Origin of the sequence: Microbacterium sp. STF-2 (genome assembly GCF_034650155.1) — a bacterium.
Lineage (GTDB): Bacteria > Actinomycetota > Actinomycetes > Actinomycetales > Microbacteriaceae > Microbacterium > Microbacterium maritypicum_A.
Window position 1 is genome coordinate 450344 of sequence record NZ_JARKMW010000002.1, and the last position, 17729, is coordinate 468072.

21 protein-coding genes, 2 tRNA genes and 1 pseudogene are annotated in these 17729 nt (G+C 65.8%); 8 read left to right on the forward strand and 16 right to left on the reverse strand.

The window, feature by feature from the left end; translation table 11 throughout:
- Nucleotides 1-60: 60 nt before the first annotated feature.
- The 5 genes from MicroSTF_RS16080 to MicroSTF_RS16100 form a co-directional block, all read right to left on the reverse strand.
- Nucleotides 61-420, reverse strand: coding sequence for a hypothetical protein (locus MicroSTF_RS16080; protein ID WP_029259830.1), 360 nt, complete (start codon nucleotides 418-420; stop codon nucleotides 61-63).
- Nucleotides 420-1040 carry an Asp23/Gls24 family envelope stress response protein gene (locus tag MicroSTF_RS16085; protein ID WP_021199040.1) on the reverse strand — a complete coding sequence of 207 codons (621 nt, stop codon included), beginning with the start codon at nucleotides 1038-1040 and terminating at the stop codon, nucleotides 420-422. Before MicroSTF_RS16085 ends, MicroSTF_RS16080 begins: the two co-directional genes overlap by 1 nt.
- Nucleotides 1037-1603 (reverse strand): RNA polymerase sigma factor, encoded by a 567-nt coding sequence (locus tag MicroSTF_RS16090; protein WP_021199039.1) that lies wholly within the window; start codon nucleotides 1601-1603, stop codon nucleotides 1037-1039. The genes MicroSTF_RS16085 and MicroSTF_RS16090 overlap by 4 nt, the downstream gene beginning before the upstream one ends.
- Before the next feature lie 120 nt (nucleotides 1604-1723).
- On the reverse strand, nucleotides 1724-1897 hold the full coding sequence (locus MicroSTF_RS16095; RefSeq protein WP_029259828.1) for a CsbD family protein: 174 nt from the start codon (nucleotides 1895-1897) through the stop codon (nucleotides 1724-1726).
- A gap of 59 nt (nucleotides 1898-1956) precedes the next feature.
- Nucleotides 1957-2397, reverse strand: coding sequence for an Asp23/Gls24 family envelope stress response protein (locus tag MicroSTF_RS16100; RefSeq protein ID WP_021199037.1), 441 nt, complete (start codon nucleotides 2395-2397; stop codon nucleotides 1957-1959).
- Nucleotides 2398-2575: 178 nt separating this feature from the next.
- Here MicroSTF_RS16100 and MicroSTF_RS16105 point away from each other — a divergent pair, with 178 nt between their 5' ends.
- From MicroSTF_RS16105 to MicroSTF_RS16125, 5 genes are all read left to right on the forward strand, one after another.
- A complete protein-coding gene (locus tag MicroSTF_RS16105) occupies nucleotides 2576-3214 on the forward strand; it encodes a TetR/AcrR family transcriptional regulator (RefSeq protein WP_021199036.1) in 639 nt (212 codons plus the stop codon).
- Complete coding sequence (locus tag MicroSTF_RS16110) at nucleotides 3215-4894, forward strand: MDR family MFS transporter (RefSeq protein ID WP_322957064.1); 1680 nt, start codon at nucleotides 3215-3217, stop codon at nucleotides 4892-4894.
- A 105-nt stretch (nucleotides 4895-4999) separates the two neighbouring features.
- Complete coding sequence (locus MicroSTF_RS16115; RefSeq protein WP_322957066.1) at nucleotides 5000-5308, forward strand: hypothetical protein; 309 nt, start codon at nucleotides 5000-5002, stop codon at nucleotides 5306-5308.
- 88 nt (nucleotides 5309-5396) lie between these two features.
- On the forward strand, nucleotides 5397-6224 hold the full coding sequence (locus tag MicroSTF_RS16120; RefSeq protein WP_021199033.1) for a CPBP family intramembrane glutamic endopeptidase: 828 nt from the start codon (nucleotides 5397-5399) through the stop codon (nucleotides 6222-6224).
- Nucleotides 6221-7009 (forward strand): CPBP family intramembrane glutamic endopeptidase, encoded by a 789-nt coding sequence (locus MicroSTF_RS16125; RefSeq protein WP_322957071.1) that lies wholly within the window; start codon nucleotides 6221-6223, stop codon nucleotides 7007-7009. Before MicroSTF_RS16120 ends, MicroSTF_RS16125 begins: the two co-directional genes overlap by 4 nt.
- On the opposite strand, the gene MicroSTF_RS16130 is transcribed toward MicroSTF_RS16125, so the two are convergent.
- Nucleotides 6998-8062 (reverse strand): zinc-binding alcohol dehydrogenase family protein, encoded by a 1065-nt coding sequence (locus MicroSTF_RS16130; protein WP_322957073.1) that lies wholly within the window; start codon nucleotides 8060-8062, stop codon nucleotides 6998-7000. The two genes, MicroSTF_RS16125 and MicroSTF_RS16130, sit on opposite strands and share 12 nt — an antisense overlap.
- A gap of 161 nt (nucleotides 8063-8223) precedes the next feature.
- Between MicroSTF_RS16130 and MicroSTF_RS16135 the strand changes: the two genes are divergently transcribed.
- The gene (locus MicroSTF_RS16135) at nucleotides 8224-8934 is read left to right on the forward strand and encodes an META domain-containing protein (protein ID WP_322957075.1); all 711 of its coding nucleotides are present in this window, start codon (nucleotides 8224-8226) and stop codon (nucleotides 8932-8934) included.
- 133 nt (nucleotides 8935-9067) lie between these two features.
- Here MicroSTF_RS16135 and MicroSTF_RS16140 read toward each other — a convergent pair whose 3' ends face one another.
- Nucleotides 9068-9952, reverse strand: a complete 885-nt coding sequence (locus MicroSTF_RS16140; protein WP_322957077.1) for a tyrosine-type recombinase/integrase — start codon at nucleotides 9950-9952, stop codon at nucleotides 9068-9070.
- Between the two features lie 274 nt (nucleotides 9953-10226).
- Here MicroSTF_RS16140 and MicroSTF_RS16145 point away from each other — a divergent pair, with 274 nt between their 5' ends.
- Nucleotides 10227-10478, forward strand: coding sequence for a hypothetical protein (locus tag MicroSTF_RS16145; protein WP_322957079.1), 252 nt, complete (start codon nucleotides 10227-10229; stop codon nucleotides 10476-10478).
- Nucleotides 10479-10550: 72 nt separating this feature from the next.
- Here MicroSTF_RS16145 and MicroSTF_RS16150 read toward each other — a convergent pair whose 3' ends face one another.
- The 3 genes and pseudogenes from MicroSTF_RS16150 to MicroSTF_RS19245 all read right to left on the reverse strand — a co-directional run.
- On the reverse strand, nucleotides 10551-11300 hold the full coding sequence (locus tag MicroSTF_RS16150) for a M15 family metallopeptidase (RefSeq protein WP_081860155.1): 750 nt from the start codon (nucleotides 11298-11300) through the stop codon (nucleotides 10551-10553).
- A 169-nt stretch (nucleotides 11301-11469) separates the two neighbouring features.
- Complete coding sequence (locus tag MicroSTF_RS16155; protein WP_322957081.1) at nucleotides 11470-11814, reverse strand: hypothetical protein; 345 nt, start codon at nucleotides 11812-11814, stop codon at nucleotides 11470-11472.
- A gap of 35 nt (nucleotides 11815-11849) precedes the next feature.
- Nucleotides 11850-12170: pseudogene (locus MicroSTF_RS19245) on the reverse strand (M23 family metallopeptidase); the annotation flags it as partial.
- A gap of 454 nt (nucleotides 12171-12624) precedes the next feature.
- Between MicroSTF_RS19245 and MicroSTF_RS16160 the strand changes: the two are divergent.
- On the forward strand, nucleotides 12625-13533 hold the full coding sequence (locus MicroSTF_RS16160; protein WP_322957812.1) for an IS110 family transposase: 909 nt from the start codon (nucleotides 12625-12627) through the stop codon (nucleotides 13531-13533).
- On the opposite strand, the gene MicroSTF_RS16165 is transcribed toward MicroSTF_RS16160, so the two are convergent.
- The 6 genes from MicroSTF_RS16165 to MicroSTF_RS16190 form a co-directional block, all read right to left on the reverse strand.
- Nucleotides 13449-14822 carry a peptidoglycan DD-metalloendopeptidase family protein gene (locus MicroSTF_RS16165; RefSeq protein ID WP_322957084.1) on the reverse strand — a complete coding sequence of 458 codons (1374 nt, stop codon included), beginning with the start codon at nucleotides 14820-14822 and terminating at the stop codon, nucleotides 13449-13451. The two genes, MicroSTF_RS16160 and MicroSTF_RS16165, sit on opposite strands and share 85 nt — an antisense overlap.
- A 425-nt stretch (nucleotides 14823-15247) precedes the next feature.
- Entirely contained in the window at nucleotides 15248-15520 is a 273-nt protein-coding gene (locus tag MicroSTF_RS16170) for a hypothetical protein (protein ID WP_231494471.1), read from the reverse strand.
- Nucleotides 15521-15603: 83 nt separating this feature from the next.
- Nucleotides 15604-16104, reverse strand: coding sequence for a hypothetical protein (locus MicroSTF_RS16175; protein WP_322957088.1), 501 nt, complete (start codon nucleotides 16102-16104; stop codon nucleotides 15604-15606).
- 118 nt (nucleotides 16105-16222) lie between these two features.
- Nucleotides 16223-16296: transfer RNA gene (locus MicroSTF_RS16180), tRNA-Met, on the reverse strand.
- Between the two features lie 35 nt (nucleotides 16297-16331).
- Nucleotides 16332-16403 (reverse strand) — tRNA-Thr (locus MicroSTF_RS16185).
- A 68-nt stretch (nucleotides 16404-16471) separates the two neighbouring features.
- Nucleotides 16472-17680, reverse strand: coding sequence for a M23 family metallopeptidase (locus MicroSTF_RS16190; RefSeq protein WP_322957090.1), 1209 nt, complete (start codon nucleotides 17678-17680; stop codon nucleotides 16472-16474).
- Nucleotides 17681-17729 lie beyond the last annotated feature (49 nt).

Genomic DNA, 17729 nt, shown 5'->3' on the forward strand with positions numbered 1-17729 from the left:
GGGGAGACCGCGTGCCGTCGTCCCCCCGGACGGCGGCACGCGGTGGCTTTCCTCGCTGGGTCAGGTCGCCGCGTGCGCTTGCACCGGAACCTGCACGTGAGCGACGGTGAGGGTGATGCTCTCACGGCGGACGCCGCGCTCCGCGAGCACCGCATCGACGGCCGCCTGCACGGCGTGGAGGATCTCCGCCGAACGCGCTGCGGAGTCGACACCGAGGGTCGCCTCGATGACCACACCGTCACCGTTCCCGGCGACGGAGACGATCGGCTCCTCGTTCGTGCGCACGCCGATCGCCTCGGCCCCCGCACGCAGCAGGTTCGAGATCAACGACCCGGACCGATAGACGCTGCGGACGCCCGGCGTCGACCGGACGACCGCCTCGATCGCTGCGGCGAGCTCGCCGCGCTCCTGTGCATCCATCAGCTCTCCCCCGCCCACGACGACACCTCCCGGATGTCTCTGATCGCGATGTCGATCGCGACGACGTTCAACTCGGTGTGTGCACGCAGACCACGATCCACCTCGGCTCGCAGCTCGGCGGCGACCTTCGGGATGGACTGTCCGTGCAGCGCGCTCGCATCGATCTCGACACGGATCGGGGTCCCGGGTCGGGTCACGTCCCCGTCGAGTCGGCACCGTCCGATGAGAAGGCCGGGCACGGCGTTCTCCGCCGACCGGATGAGTCCTCGCACCGCACCCTCGGTGATCGCGAGATCCACCTGCGGATCCGGAGACTCGAACGGGATGCGCCTTCCGGCGCGCGCATCCATGGCGATGCCACTGAGGATGCGATCGACCCAGTTCTCGTCGACCGGAGGTTCGGCAGCGGCTTCCGCAGCGATGAGCTCGGCACCGAGCCCCTGCAGCCGTGTCAGTGCGTCGAGTGCGAGCTGGCAACCGGGAGACTCGTCGATCGAGCGATCTGCGGGCTGTCGCCCCGCATCGAGATAGTCGGTGAGCTCGTCGAGCGTGTGCCCGTCGAGATCGGTCGGTTCCAGGCCGAGCCGGCGGACGTCGGGACTCTCTCTGTCGTCGGTCATCGCCACTCCTCCATCCGTACGATCATGTATTTCCGTGCTCGGGCGAGCAGTCCGCGGGCCGTCGAGACGGGGATGTCGAGCTCCTCGGAGATCTCCTCATAGGAGTACCCGCCGATCTCCCGCAGAACCCAGCACTCGCGCTGCGCATCCGGCAGCTCGCGCAGGGCGGCACCGAGCGCCGCGACGCCCGCGCGCGCTTCGACGACCGCGGTCGGCGACGCGTGCAGCGGGGCGGGACGGTCGATCGAGTCGATGTCCACGGCCGGTCGGGTCGCACGGATGCGATCGACGGCCTTCCGACTGACGATCCGCATCAGCCAGCTCTTCACCTTGGTCGGGTCGTCGAGCTCGCCGAACCGCTGCCAGGCGGTGACGAAGGATTCCTGGACGATGTCGTCGACATCGGCCGATGCGTTCAGCATCCGCTGCGTGTACGCCCGCATCATGGGCGTGTACCTGCGCACGAGAACCGCGAACGCCGCGACGTCGCCATCCATCGCGCGGCCGGCGACGATGCCGTCGTCCGCATGTTCGAGCGCTGTGCGAAAGCGTTCGTCTTCCATCTACCCCACCCCTCGACCCGATCCCCTGAGAGGTTCGGAACAGTCGCCCCACCGGATCGGATCATTTCTCACCCACCTGGGAAGGATCGGGGAGAGGCCGCGCGGCCTCTCCCCGCCTCGTCACTTCTTGAAGGCATCCTTCACGTTCTCGGCGGCGTCGCGGACGTCGCCCTTCGCCTGCTCGGCTTTGCCCTCGGCGACGAGCTTGTCGTTGTCGGTGAGCTTGCCGACGGTCTCCTTCGCCTTGCCGGAGACCTTCTCCGCAGCGGCCTTGATCTTGTCTTCAGCACTCATGGCTTCTCCTTCTCCCATATCGGCCCCGGAGTTCGGGACCGCGTCTTCGACGAGGCGCCCTATGCGGTCGGCGCGTCGTCCGTGTCGTTGTCATCGTCGGAGGGCACGTGCACGTCGTCGATGGTGACGTTGACCTCGACGGCCTGCACGCCCACCAGCTCGACGATGTCCCGGTGGATGGCTGCGCGCACGTCGTCGGCGACCTTCTGCAGCGACACCGGATACTCCGCGACGATCGTCACATCGACCGTGATCTGTGCTTCGCCGACCGCGACGCTGATCCCCTGCGAGAGGTCGGTCGTGTTGAGCGCATCCCGAATCGCGCCCACCATGCGCGCGGCGCCCCCGCCGAGCGTGTGGACCCCACTGACGTCACGCGCAGCGATGCCGGCGATCTTCGCGATCACCGCATCCTCGATCGTGGTCGTCCCCACTGCAGCCCCCTGCACCGGAGTGACGACCTGGATCTCGGGCTGAATGCCACCCGTCGTGTTCGTCATCGTGAGCTCCTTCATCCGTGTGCCGCCCGCAGTGCGGTGCGCAGGTCGCGGTCGGCGACGCCATCACTAAGACGTATGCCGGAGGGCAGATGTCACAGATCGGTCGAAAAGATTCTCGTGAAGGCTCAACGCACCACTCTCAGTGCACTCCAAGGTTGAGAGTGCAATATTGCACTCCATGAGCGAGAGTGCAGATTCACTGCGGGAGCAACGCAAGCGGGACACCTCCCGCGCCCTCACCGATGCCGCGCGGCGACTGACGACGGAGAGGGGCTTCGCCGGTTTCACGATCGAGGAGCTGTGCGCCGAGGTCGGGGTCTCCCGTCGCACGTTCTTCAACTACTTCGAGAGCAAGGAGAACGCGGTCTTCGGGTTCGCGACGATCGATTCCCGCCAGGAGGCGCTCGAGGAGGAGTTCGCCGCCCGCCGCGGCGACCTCATCGACGACTTCATCCAGCTGACGATCAGCCGCTTCGAGCTCTTCAATCCCGTGGAAGACGCCCCGGCGATGTTCGCCGTGATCGAGCAGGAGCCGCGTCTGCTCAAGGCCGCATTCGAGCAGATCGCGAAGAACGAACGACGCGATGTCGGCCTGATCCTGCGCCGCACTGTCGACGCCGAAGGCTCCGATCAGACCGACGACACGGCAGACGCGGAGTTGCGCGCCGAGGTGGTCGTGCACACCGTCGGCGCGCTCGTGCGCATGAGCATGGACCAGCTCCTGCATCACCAGTCCATCGAGTCGTTCGCCGACCTCATCACCCGACGCCTCGACCTCGCCCGATCGCTGTACGCGCCGTCACAGAAAGCCCACTGAATGTCCGTCACCGCCACGAAGGATGCGCCCTTCCTGCTCACGAAGCGCCGCATCTGGATCATCTTCAGCGCCCTCATCGCGGGCATGCTGCTCTCCAGCCTCGACCAGACCATCGTCTCCACCGCCATGCCGACGATCGTCGGGCAGCTCGGCGGCGTCGACCACCAGGTGTGGATCACCACCGCCTACCTGCTCGCGACCACCATCGTGATGCCCATCTACGGCAAGTTCGGCGACGTCCTGGGTCGGCGCAACCTCTTCCTGGTCGCGATCGCGCTGTTCACCCTCGCCTCGGTCGGCTGCGCGTTCGCCACCGACTTCTGGATGTTCGTCGTGTTCCGCGCACTGCAGGGTCTCGGCGGTGGTGGTCTGATGATCCTGTCGCAGGCGATCATCGCCGACATCGTCCCCGCCAATGAGCGTGGCAAGTACATGGGACCGCTCGGTGCCGTCTTCGGCCTCTCGGCTGTCGCCGGTCCACTGCTCGGTGGCTACTTCGTCGACCACCTCACCTGGCAGTGGGCGTTCTACATCAACATCCCGGTCGGCATCGCCGCCTTCATCATCGCCCTGGTCGCGCTCAAGCTGCCGAGCAAGAAGGCCGAGAAGCCGATCGACATCTTCGGGGTGATCTTCCTCTCCATCGCCACGACGTGCCTCATCTTCTTCACCGACTTCGGCGGAGACAAGGAGTTCGGTTGGGATTCGCTCGCCACCTGGGCCTGGGGCGCCGGACTCGTCGTCGCAGCGACCGCCTTCGTGATCACGGAGTCGCGAGTGCAGGACCCGATCATCCCGCTGAGCCTGTTCCGCAACCCGATCTTCGTGAACGCCACCGCGATCGGACTCGTCCTCGGAATCGGCATGTTCGCGGCGATCGGATTCGTGCCGACCTTCCTGCAGATGTCCTCCGGCACCTCTGCCGCGGAATCCGGTCTGCTGATGATCCCGATGATGGTCGGCCTGATGGGGACCTCGATCTTCTCGGGCATCGCGATCTCGAAGACCGGCCGATACAAGATCTATCCGATCCTGGGCACGATCATCACCGGCATCGCCATGGTCTCGATGACCACGCTGTCGGCGTCGACCCCGATCTGGCTGATCTGCGTGTTCCTGTTCGTGTTCGGCGCCGGTCTCGGCCTCATCATGCAGGTCGTCGTGCTGGTCGTGCAGAACGCGGTCCCGGCCGGCGAGATCGGCACCGCGACCAGCACGAACAACTACTTCCGCGAGGTGGGCGCCTCCCTCGGCACGGCGGTGTTCGGCACGATCTTCACCACGCGGCTCACCGAGAACCTGCTCGGCGTCTTCGCGGGAGCCGGCGCCTCACCCGAGGCGGCCTCCGAGGCCGCGTCGACGATCGATCCGTCGACGCTCAGCTCCCTGCCCGACGAGGTCCGAGAGGGCATCGTCACCGCCTATGCGGACGCCCTGGCGCCGGTGTTCTGGTATCTCGTCCCATTCATCGTGCTCGCGCTCCTGCTCTCGCTGTTCCTCAAGCAGATCCCGCTGTCGGATCAGGCCGGACTGGTCGCACGCGGCGAGGCCATCAGCGGTGACGAGGCGGAGCGGCTGGAGGCCGAGCAGCGCGGGGGCGGACGGTCGGATACGGCCGTCGCCGACGCCACGACCGATGCCGGGCCGACGGACCCCGGCTCCAGGCCCGTCGCGCGCTGAGCGAGCCGCCCTTGCCCGCCTGGGGCAGGGGCGGCTCTCTGTCAAGGGGCTCCCCTTTCGCGTCCCGATCGAGCAGTGTTCATCGTGGGGGCAGCGAGGAGAATGATGGAGCACGATCCAGACCGGAGATTCACGCTGGTCGAGGTCAGCGCGAGCGACTGGGCGATCCACGATCTGCAGTACCCGGAGAACGACCACCGCAGAGTCGTCTGCACGATCTTCGAGGACGCCCCCACCGAGGTCGAGGTGCTGTGGCGCCGCGACCTCCCGCTCGCCCTGCGTTACTCCTCCGCCGAAGACGTCCTCGAGGCCGTGCGGCGGTTCCAGGACACCTCCCGAGCGACGCGCCCCATCCCGATCCCGCACCTTCCCCCGGCCCGCGGCGCGCACGGCAGAAAGTCTGCACCACGCTGACACGCCGTGATGATCAGGTGGACGCGATATGTCGGTCTGCGCCAGACTGACGACCAGTAGGCCGTCCCCCACCTCGCCTGGAGTCCCCGTGTCGTCACCCGCACCCGCCGCATCCTTCTGGAAGACCTTCTGGGAGAAGGGCGGCTGGTGGCGAGCCCTCTTGCTCACCGCCGTCTACTTCGCCCTGTTCCAGCTGTTGTCACTGGTCTTCACCCCTCTCGCCGAGCAGGTCCAGGACCCGGCGGGCACAGCCGGTGTCGCAGTGTTCTACCTGCTGCCCGAGATCATCGGAGCGGTGATCCTGGCGCTCTTCACCCTGTCGGTCGGATGGTGGCGCGAGCTCTTCGCGCGGCAGCCGATCCGCGGCCGTGGCTGGATGTGGATCGCGATCGTCGTCGTCCTGCTCTTCAACATCCTCCGGTTCGCCACGATCGACTATGGAGCTGTCGGCGTCGACGTCGTCCTCACGTGGCTGCTCACCGGACTCCTGATCGGGCTGACGGAGGAGGTCCTCACCCGCGGCCTGGTCGTGACCCTGATGCGCAAGGCCGGCTACCGCGAGATCGTCGTCGCGGTGATCTCGGCCACGCTGTTCTCCCTCCTCCACGCGGGCAACCTGCTCTCGGGACAGCCTCTGCTGACCACCGCGATCCAGGTCCTGTACACCTTCGCCTTCGGCATCCTGATGTATCTGGCCCTTCGCGTCACCGGCACGCTGATCGCACCGATCCTGCTGCACGCGAGCACGGACCCGAGCATCTTCCTGCAGTCCGCGTATCCCGCGGACGGTGCGCTCACGGCCTTCGCCGCCTTCGGCAACATCGCGGTGATCATCACCGGGTTCGTGCTGATCTTCTTCATCCGCGGTCGCGTCGGCGACGCCCAGCCGTCCTTCTCCGAGACGCGCCCCGCATGACGGCGCCGTCGCTCCGCGTGCAGCCGCGGGTATGGATCGGCCTGGTCATCTGGGTCGGCTACATCATCGTGGTGTTCGCGATCCAGAAGTCCACGGGGATCCCCTACGACACTTGGGGCGACAGCGCCGGCAACCTCTTCTTCGGCGCCGGGCTCTCCCTCATCGTCGCGACGATTCTCCTCGCGATCACCACGAGCCTGCTCGGCTGGTGGGGCCCGGCGATCCACGAGGCGCAGCGCAGCCGTCACACCTGGCCGATCTTCGTACCGATCCTGGTCGCCGTGGCCGCCGTGCTGAATCTCGCCGGTACCGATTGGAGCGCGTACAGCGGTGCGTTCCTCGGCGCTTCGCTCGTGCTCCTCCTGGTCGGCTTCACGGAAGAGATCGTGCACCGCGGACTGCTGCTCACGGCTCTGCGATCCCGGTTCGCCGAGGTCTGGGTGTGGCTCCTCTCCTCGGCCCTCTTCGCGGTGATGCACTTCGTCAACGTGCTTCTCGGCGCACCGTTCGCCGGCACCGTCAGCCAGGTGGGCACCGCCTTCCTCATGGGGACGGCGCTCTACATCCTGCGCCGGGTGACCGGATCGCTCATCTGGGCGATGGTGCTGCACGGCGTGTGGGACTTCTCGGTCTTCGCCGCGGGGGTGGGCACGCCGAGCGGGGTCTCCGTGATCGCCAACCTCCTCTACCTGCTGGTGGGGATCGTCGGTGTCGCGATCGTCTGGGTCGTGATCCGCGGAGTGGACGAGCGCACCCCCGCGCTCGGGTCGGCCTCACTGCAGTAGGTCTGCCTCCGGCCAGTCGGTCACGACGACCTTCCCGATGGTGCGGGACGATTCGACGATCTCGTGCGCCCGACGCATGGTCTCGGCGTTCAGCGGGGTGAGGTGGGTCGTGACCGTGGTGCGGAGGGTGCCGTCGTCGACGAGGGTGGCGACGCTCTCCAACAGGTCATGCTGGTAGTGATCGGCGGGGTCGGTGACCGGCCGGGTGAACATGAGCTCCCAGTGCCAAGTGACGCTCTTCGCCTTGAGCGCGTCGATGCTGCCCCCTGTCTCGTCGATGGAGACCACCTGTCCTCGTGGACGGATGACGTCGGCGATCGCGCGGACGTTGCCGGGCGTGAACGACGTGAACACGTAGTCGACACCGGTCGGAGCGAGGGCCGACACCTCGGTGGTGAAGTCACGGCCGACGACGTGATCCGCGCCCATCTTCCGCACCCACTCCGCCGTCTCAGGCCGAGAGGCCACCGCGACGACCTCGAGACGGGTGAGCGCCTTCGCGAGCTGGATGATCAACGATCCGACGCCCCCTGCGGCGCCGATCACCAGGAGCACGCCCTCGCTCTCGCGGGTGAGGGCGAGGCGGTCGAACAGGCTCTCCCAGGCGGTGATGACGGTGAGGGGCAGAGCGGCCGTCTCGGCCACCGAGAGCGTGTGCGGCGCATGCCCCACGATGTTCTCGTTCACGAGGTGGTATCGGGCGTCGGTGCCGGGGCGGTCGATCTGCCCGGCGTAGTAGACGCGATCCCCCACCGCGAAACGCGTGACCTCGTCACCGACGGCGACCACGACTCCCGCCGCGTCATATCCGAGGATCCGCGGCGCACCCGACATGGGAGCGCCGGCGCGCACCTTCACGTCGACGGGATTCACCGACACGCCCTGCACCTCGACGAGGAGATCTCGACCGACGGGGTTCGGCACGGGAAGCGAGATGTCGCTGAGGGACGTGGGATCGGTCACGGGACGCCGACCGCGGGCGCCGATCGCGGGCATGCGCTCGGGGAGAGGATGCGACGAGGAGGCGGAGTTCGGAGTGTTCATGGTTGTCATGCGCGTCACGCTATCCGAAGCACTCTAGTTACCCACAAGCGCTCCTGGTATCCAAAAGATACTGGCCTGCATCGTGGAGATGGGCGACCTCGGCGGAGCGTTCCCGCCGCAAGGAGCGCCGAATCGCGATACCCAGCAGCGAGGCTGTTACATTCAACGGCATGCGCGCGGCGAACTCCTCGGTCGGAACAGCGGATCAGGAACGGTCGGATCGGCGCGGACTCGCGGTCAGCCTGTGGATCCTCATCCCTCTGATCCTCCTCGTGACGTACTTTGCGCAGATCCTCGAGTCGTTCAGCGCTGTCGGCTGCGAAGGCGACTGCGATCTGGATCTCGCCTTCGGCGCCCGCGCCGCTTATCCGTGGGCGATCGGGGCCTCGATCCTCGCGGCGGTGGTCGTCGCCGTGGTGTCCCGACGCACGAGGAAGCCCGCGTACTGGGGCCCGTTGCTCGGCGTCGTCCTCGTCCTGCTGTCGGCGATCGTGACCAGCATCCTGTTCCAGGTCGGCCTGGCCCCGATGCACGAGCGGAACGACCGGATCGCGAGCGGCGAGATTCCGGTCGAGACGCCACCGCCGCTCCCCGACCCCGTCGGAGACTGGGAGGCGAGCGTCGGCGGCACCCCGTACCTGCGGTTCTCCGCCGACGGCACGGTTGACGGCAACGACGGATGCAACGACTTGAGCGGCCGATGGACGCAGGAGTCCTCCGGCAGGATCGACCTGGAAGCGCTCGTCCCCCAGACGACGAACGTGTGCGACGGCGTCGACACCTGGCTGAGCGTCGGTCACTCGGCCGACATCGTCGACAGGTACATGTACGTCAACGGCGATATGGACTCACCCATCGGAGGCCTGCAACCGGCGCGCTGAGGCTCGGATCGCGCCCCGGGAACCAGAAAAACCCCGGCGAACCGGGGTTTCGTTCTGTAGCAGGAGCGGGGCTTGAACCCGCGACCTCACGAGTCTCAACCCGTGTTCTTCATTGTTCGGCATCCGTCCCCGACTATCCCGCTTCGCTTACTCCGGCCTGCTGTGATCGTCCTCGTCGTTCGGAGTTGATCGGTACAACTGCTCGTGCTTTCCGCTGGGTACTCGCTGGCGCGTCCCCCATCGCGTCGAGCCGGTCACGCACGTCCGGTGCGATCGTCGCCCGCGGCAGATAGTGGGTCTTCGTGACCGTGCTGTCCGCATGGCCGAGGAGTCCAGCAACGAGCTCCGGATCCTTCACAAGCGCTGCAGCTGTCTTCCGGAAGACATGCGGGTGCACCCATTCGTAGCCTGCGCGTTCCTTGAATGCGTCCCATCCCTTGCGAAAGTTCGCGGGATCCCGCACCAGACCGCGGTGCGAAGGGAACACGAGTTCCGGGTGCCGAGCCTCATTGACGCGCCCCAGTAGCATTCGTGCCACGAATCCGGGCAACGGTACGATCCGCCGAGATGACGATGTCTTCGGATGCTCCTGCACCACCATGCCCACGCCCTTCACGAAGATCACCGTGGCGTGGAGACGAACGGTCAGGACGTCCGCCTCGAGGTCGAGGTCGAGCCACCGAGTGGCCAGCATCTCGCCGATGCGCGCGGACGTTCCAAGCATGAAGTCGACGCCGCCCGGGATATCGCGCCCGACCGCATCCGCATCCGCATAGAGCAGGGTGCGCATCTGCTGCACCTCGAGCTGTTCGAGGGCCTCGACGGTCTTCTTCTCGATGTGAATGGATCCGACGTCGCGCAGCGGATTCGCGTTGAGCGCGCCGAAGCGAGCCGCCATGCCTAGCACGCCGGTGAGCACCGTCTTTGCATGCTTCGCGGCCGATGCCCCCCTTCCCTTCTCGACGTCCTTGAGAAAACGGTCACATCGCGCGACTGACATCTCGCGAATTCGTACCATCCCGCCCCCGGGAGCACCATCAGATCCAGCACCTCGCGGTATCTGCGCTCGGTGTTGTAGGCCTTGCGCCCGTCGACTTCGTCCGCGTACCACTTCTCCGCTATCACCTTCACGGCAGTGTCTGCCTTGATCTCCTCGCCGTGCAGCGCAGAGCGCTCCAGCAGCGCCGCTTTCAGTGCATCCTCCGCCTTCTGTCCGGTCGCCCCGGTTCGCTCCACTTGACGCGTCGCGCCGTCATGATCCCGGAAGCGCGCGTACGCGACCCACAGTTTCCGTGATCCCGATCGCTGCGATCACGATCCCTACGACAGGTGACGCGCTTCTTGGCGTGGGCCTCGCCGCGGCTGGCGCGGTCGCGACAGCCGTCCTCGCGGGTGCAGCGTCCGCGCTGTCGATCGTGTCGAACGGCATCCCGAAGGACTACGCCGACGTGACCCTGGTGAAGCAGGCCACCATCGAGCCCATCGAGGCGCTTGCGAACACCGATGCCGCGGTCTCCCGCGTGCTACGGCGAGACCTCCGCTGACGCGCTTGTGCTCAAAAGACCCCCACCTAGCCTTTGGCCGGGTGGGGGTCTTTCGTCGTTCTGTCGCCGGTGCTACTGGCCCAGGTACCAGCCCTTCCACTGGTTGAAGGATCCCTGTGTCAGGTACGCGGCGTTGCCGTGCTGCGCTGCGAGTGCGTTTGCAAGCGCCTGATCGGTAGTTTCGAGCCAAGCGGCATTTCCGACGCCGTCACCTGCGAGCGCGAAGGTGGTGACACCGTTCACGGTCGTGTAGTAGAGAGATGCCATGTTGTTGTTCCTTTGAATCGTTCGATAGATGGCGTTGTCTTCGGGTGTGGGAGTGGCGCCGTTCCAGGTGCCGTTGTACTCCCAGTGCCAGGCTTCGGGGCGAGAGCCATTTGGCTCAGCCCACCCTGGGTGGATCCATCCGAAGGCTCCCGCGTTAGCTTTGAGCCAGACATAGATCGGCTGTGAGAAGCCGATCTGCACTCGGTTCGTGTTCGCGACGTCGATCGCGATCGCCCAGCCGTGGTTCGACTTTCCGGGAGTGTCTGCGTTGTTCCCGTACTTGGCTTTCGCTCGGACCTGTTCGGCATAATCGCGATAGCCATCGTTGATGGTGATGTTGTGCCCGAAGTGGGCCCGAAACGCGACGTTCAAGGCGACGAGAGCGTCACGGGCGTCGGTCCGAAGAATTCGGATCGTGTCCCACGGAATTGGCGAAAGGACGGAAACTGGGATGTATCCGTTGCTGTAGCCGCCCCAAGTGGCGTGTGCTGCATCGCTGGCTACGACCGATACACCAACGGAAGCGGCGAACGCGGCGACACCTGAAGCGGCCATGAAGCCTCGGCGGGACAAATACGGTTTTGGGGGCGGGCTTTCGTCCGGAGAAGTTATCACGCACACACCGTATCGAATAATTGCCAGCGTCGGGTCGGCAGCGAGTTGGCAAACGTGAGACCCCCGCCCAGCCTTGCGGCCGGGCGGGGTCTCACGTTGACCTAGGGGGTTAGGACGTGGGGGCACCGATGTAGCCGGCGAGGAACGAGAACGTGTCCCATGCGACGCCAGGAACCTTCGATAGCTCAGGCAGCGCCATGACGTCGGTCGCGCCGAGCGAGCGAAGCGTGTCGACCTGCTGGCGGAAGGTGTTGTACTGCTCCACGCTGGAGAAGTCGGTCTTGCCGCCGTAACGCAGGTGAACGATAGTGCCGTTGGGGACCTTGACGATTGCTTCCATGTTTTCCTCCGATTTTCCGGGGCCGGGGGTCGGCGTGCCGGGATTGTTGTTGATGAATGTGATCGGGTCGATCGAGGTGTTGCCGTCGTGGCATCGCCCTGCGGTGGTCGCCATCTCGAGGTGGAGATGCTCGCCGTACGACAGGTAGTGCCAACGTTTCCGATCGGGGTCCCGAGTGTCACCCGATCGCCGTTGTTCTTCGACGACGGGTTCTGCATATGTGCGTAGTGAGACCACATGCCGTCGTCGTGCTCGATGTAGACGCGGTTGCCGTAGTTGTTGTGCCATCCCTTGCCGCGGATGTATCCGTCCGCGATCGCTCGGATGGTCTTCTCGGCCGATCCGCCAACGATGTTGTAGTCCACGCCAGCATGCGGCGGGTAACTACGCCACGCTGCCCTGTTGCCCCATTCGCCTTCAGCTTGTACGAACCAGCTTTCGGTGAATGGATGCCGATAAGCAAGACTCATCAGCCCTCCTTTGCTCGTCTTTTGTATTGACGAGTCTGCCGAATTTCGAAGATATGTTCGAACTATGTTCGTGTGGGAGTCTCGTCAGCGAGAGTGGCGGCGTTGCCCCAGACCTGTGAGACTCGGGTCGGCCGATCTGGGATTGGCTGGCAGGGTTGGCGTTGGCCGTTCCTACCGTGTTCGTGACTCACCCCAAACCTGGCCCCGTTCGGGTGCCTTCTGCTGGACATGTCCGTACTCGATGGGACGGCCGACGTCGACCCGGCCCACATCGGTGGCTTGATTAGAAGCCTGTCCAACCGATCAAGGTTGTGACTCCTCACAGAGTTGCCCCGAAGTGATTTCCTCCCGGATCAACGCCGGCCGCGTGCGGCCAGCCCTGAATGATCCATCGAGAGGAAAGGAGGCGGCCGCGGTGACTATCGTCGCGCAATCCCGCTCCTATGTCATCGGCGTGGACTGCCACGCCCGCACCCACACTTACGCCATCATCGACCCGCGAACCGGCGAGCAGCTCGGCTGCGAACAGTTCCCGACGACCCCGCCCGGCATCCACCGGGCAATTGGCTGGGCGGCCCGCCGCACGGGCGGCGACGCGTCCACGCTCTGGGCGATCGAGGGTGTCGCCACCTACGGCGCCCAGATCGCTCGCGCCGTCGCCGACGCAGGGTTCGATGTCGTTGAAGCACCGCAAACGAGCGCCAGAGCACGGCACGGCATCGGCAAGTCCGACCCGATCGACGCGCGAATGATCGCAGCAGCGACGCTCGGGCTGGACGACACCCAGTTGCGGCAGCCACGCCAGGACACAGGCGTCCGCGCTGCTCTGCGCACGCTCGTCGCCGCGCGGGACATGATGGCCGGCGAAAGAACGATGAACATCAACGCCCTCACCGCCCTGCTCCGGGTCAACGATCTCGGTGTCGACGCACGCAAGTCACTCACCCGCACACAGATCGCCACGGTCACCAAATGGCGGGAACGCACTGAGACTCTCGAGACCCAGATCGCGCGTGCAGAAGCCATCCGGCTCGCCAGGCGCATCCGGGATCTCAACGACCAGCTCGACACGAACAAGGCCGACATGGTGCTTCTCATCAAGAGCAGCCCAGCCGCTCCGATCCTTGAAGAACCCGGCATCGGCCCCGTCACCGCCGCAGTCGTCTTGACCGCCTGGTCTCACCACGGCCGCGTCCGGTCGGAGGCCGCGTTCGCCGCTCTCGCCGGCGTCAACCCCTCCCCCGCCTCCAGCGGCCAAGGGCGTTCGGGGCTGGCGGGCTACATCGCTGCCCAAGGGCCGAACGCGCCTCCGGGTGTGGATTGCCCCGATCCGACGATGGCACCAGCCGAGCTCGTGCCGTAGATCGCATTGAGGCCTGCTGTGGTGCGGATGCTGGCGAGGGCGGTCATCAGGGTTGCTCCCGAACCGATCTGCCCCCACCCTGCTGGAGTTGGGACGGCGTTCACAGTCGAGCCCCAGACCGTGCCGTCGCCGCCCAGAGAATAGATGGAGTAGGTAGACCCTGTTTGCAGGACTGACGGTGTCGCGCTTCCGACCGATACTGGACCGGAGCCCAAGTTGACCCAGGCGCCGAATGCTCCGTTAGGGACGTCGTGCGACACGCTCGAGACAGTGCTTCCGGCCCCGGCGAATACGGTGAGTCGGTCCGAATCGTTGATGACAGCGGGGTCGGTCGAGATGCCCGCGCCACCAGTCCCTAGGTCGGCCCACGCGGCAAAAGTCGAGCCCACGGATGTCTGCGCGGTGCCGAAGATCTGGGATGACTCGGTTCGGGCAAACAAAGCGATCCGGCCGTCCGAGTACTTTGCGAGCGCCGGTTTGCCGAGAAGGCGGATACTGGACGTACCGATCGGGGTCCATGAACCGAAGGATGCGCCTGCAGATGTCTGTGCGACACCGGCGATGGTTCCCGAATCGGTCGCGGCATACACTCCGATCGCACCGTTATCGAACTGGACCACAACGGGGTCTCCGACGATTCCGTTACCGCCGGCACCGATCGTCGTCCAGGGAGTGAAGGGCCCACCGACGGAGGTCTGGTTAGTGCCCACGATCGTGCCAAGCGTGGTGCGGGCGTAAATCGCGAGGATGTTGCCGTTAAGCCACAACACAGATGGGCGACCGCTCAAAATCCCCAGGTCCCCGCCCAGCTTCACCCACGGTGACAGCCCAGCCCCGGCGCTGGCTTGACTAGCGCCCCAGAGGTTTCCGTCGGTGCGGATCGCGTAGAGAGAAATGCGATTCGTCGTGTCGATGACTGCGGTCGGTCCGTTGGATGCTCGGGCTGGACCGCTGGGTGTCGTTGTGGCGAGTGGAGCGCCGTTCATGAACGGGTCAGGGTTGATGGGGGCGTCGTTGAGGCGAATCTCGAGGTGCAGGTGCGGACCGGTGGATTTTCCCGTATTGCCCACTCTTCCGAGATAGTCTCCGCGCCGGACCGGGCCGACGGGAACTCGCGTTCCCTCGAGCATGTGCCCGTAGATGGAGCGGTAGCCATCTGCGTGCTGAATCCAGATGCTCTCGCCATAGGCATTGGCCGTGCCGGTGATGCCGCTGATGATGATCGTCCCATCTGCGACGGCATAGATGGGAGTGCCCTCACCGGGAGTGAAGTCGATTCCCGCGTGCACGTTCGGTATGAATCCGCGAGACCGGGATGACAAGGACGCAAACGGGTAGCCCCACGTCACCGCAGCGGATGCTGCTGTCGGGCGTCCGAAGATGTCTGCTGCGACCGCGGATGCGGCTATAGCTGTCCCTGCGGCGGCGACGAATGTGCGGCGAGACAACGGACGAGGTGGGTGGGAGCTGGGTGTGGAAGACGTCATCCCCGCATCCTACTGACCAGTTCGAAACGCAACGCGGGCTGCTACTACTTTCATGGTGTCAGCCGCCTCGATAGGCACCAGGCAAGCCTCGGTCGCTGGTTGCATCACGGACGCTTCAGTGGCGCCGGCGGTGCGAGCGTTGTTCGCCTTCCGGTCAACGATGTACGCGCGGCCCTGGCAGCGACGTCGGTGAACACCCTCCGCACCGCCCCGCGTCAGCTTGACATTTATAGAAGCGTCCAGCAGCGGAACGTCTGGTCCTCGACACGGAACTCGATCCCGGCGGCGAGGGGCGTCGACCGCACCAGTTTCGCGTCTACGCGCACCGCCTCAGGCCCGAACCGCACCCACGCACGCACCCGCTTCGGCCGCGGGTAGACGGTCATCGGCTGCTCACGTTCGTCGAGCTCTCGGGGTGTCAGCGACTGCAGCGGACCATGCTTCGCAGCTTCGAGAACTGATCGCGCCTGCGACTGCATGTCACGGTAAGCGGAGAGCATCGCCCCAGGGTTCCCCATAGCCGGTGATTCCTTCCTCCGGCCGAGGATACGATCCTATGTCGCGGGAAGCACGTCGCGAACCGTCAGAGGTACGGCTTCCACTTGTCGAGCTCACCCTCCAGCATCGAGTAGGCGAAGTTCCGGCTTCCGAGGGCATCGTTGCATTCCTGCGTTCCATTCGGTTCCGAGTCCTCACCGCAGACGGCGGCGAGATCCGTCTCCGAGATCAGCCCGAGAACCTTCGACGTGCTGGCGACCAGATCTTGCATCGATGACGGGATTTCCATCTCTCCCCATTCGCGGACAGCCAACTGCGACGTGATGCCGATCGTCTTCTCGGTAGTGAAGCAGGTCGTGCCCTGGAGCTGCCCCGTGGGGGTGTCGTCCACGGTCCATGTGAAACGGCAGTCGATCGCGCCGTCGATGACGTCACGCCAATCTGTCTCGTACTCGGCGAGTACCGACGCGACCTGCTCAGGCGTTGCTTCCTCGGGAGTCGGAGCTACCCAGGGGGTGACCGTGGACTCGGGCTTGGCATCGCCGCCAGCGCTACATCCGGCGAGTAGCAGGAGAGTGATTGCCATAGGCGCCAGCGCGTCGCGAGTCTTCAAGATCGTGAGCATAGCGCGGCCGGAGCGAATCGTTTCCGCTGGGTAAACGCTGGCCCGCTAGGTGAGATTCACCTGCGGGCCCAGTGTTTTGTAGCAGGAGCGGGGCTTGAACCCGCGACCTCACGATTATGAGTCGTGCGCTCTAACCAGCTGAGCTACCCTGCCGCGAGGCATCCGTCCGCGTGAGAAGAATGCTTGCGAGCCCCGAGTCAGGATTGAACTGACGACCCCTTCCTTACCATGGAAGTGCTCTGCCACTGAGCTATCGGGGCGTGCTGCCCCTCGCGGGGCAACCGTACGAGAATACCATCACTGTGGCGTCCTCATGAAATCGAGCCGGTCAGTACGACGTTCGACCCGCGTTCTCCTTGAGCCACGGCATCGGGTCGATGGTCGATCCGTTGACGATGAGCTCGAAGTGCAGGTGGGCGCCGTAGGAACGGCCCGTGTTTCCGGTCTTGCCGACGACAGTGCCGACCGTCACCGTGTCGCCGGCCTTGACGTTCAGAGACCCGTACTGCATGTGCGAGTAGTGGCTCGTGATGACCTGGCCATCGATGACGTGGTCGATGTAGACCGTGACACCGAAGGCACCGCCCTGTTCGGTCGCGATGCGGACCGTGCCGTCGGCGATGGCCTGGATCGGCGCGCCATTGCCCGGCACGAAGTCGATGCCCTCATGGAGGCGGCCGCTGCGCATGCCGTAGCCGTAGCTCATGCCCACGCCGACGAGGAACGGCCACTGGATCGCGGCGTCGGGGTCGTTCGTGAAGATCTCGCCCGAATAGTTGATGCCCTGCTCCGCGGCGACCTCGGCGAGCGAGACCGTGCTGAAGTCATCGGCGCGGGTGAGCGCCTCGCTCTCGACACCGGATGGCGCGACGAACGCCTGGATCTCACCCTCGGCCGTGTCCTTCGCTTCTTCGGCGGAGGACGACACCAGCGACATCGATGCCGCCGAAGCACCCTGCACGCCGGCGACCGCCTCGGCGGGGAGCGTCATGGACACCGCGAGGAGACCGGCGAGGCTCATCACCCCGACAGTCGCGCTGAGAGTCACAGCCTTGCGGATGTTGCGGGGACGACGGGCGGCCACATGCACGGTGGCGACGGGCTCGTCGTCGGAGGCGCGCGCCGACTGCGCCCGCGCACGGTCGGCTGCGGAGACGGTGGGAACGGGACCGGTCGCACGGAACGCGCGGGAGGCACGCTCGAACGCGTCGGCGTCGTCGCCGGGCACATCGGGAACATCGGCGATGATCGGCTCCGGGTTCGGAGCGATGAAGGGCTCGACCAGCGGCTCGGCGGCGACATCGTCGGCCGTGGGGCGCTGGCGGGCGGCACGCCGGGAAAGCGGGGCGACAGCAGCCAGGGCGACGGCAGTGGCGTCGACCGCGGCAGTGGGGGCGGCGGCAGTGGGCGCGGCGGCGGATTCGGCGGCAGAGATGGGTGCCGTCGGTCCCGCCGCGGGGGCCTCAGAGGCCGCAGTGCGGAGTCGGCTGGACCGGCGCGTGGGCGCAGAGGCAGCCTGGGAAGTCTCGAAGGGCAAAGCGTTTCTCTCGGTCGTGCGTCAAGCTCGGGGGGCGCAAACTTTGACT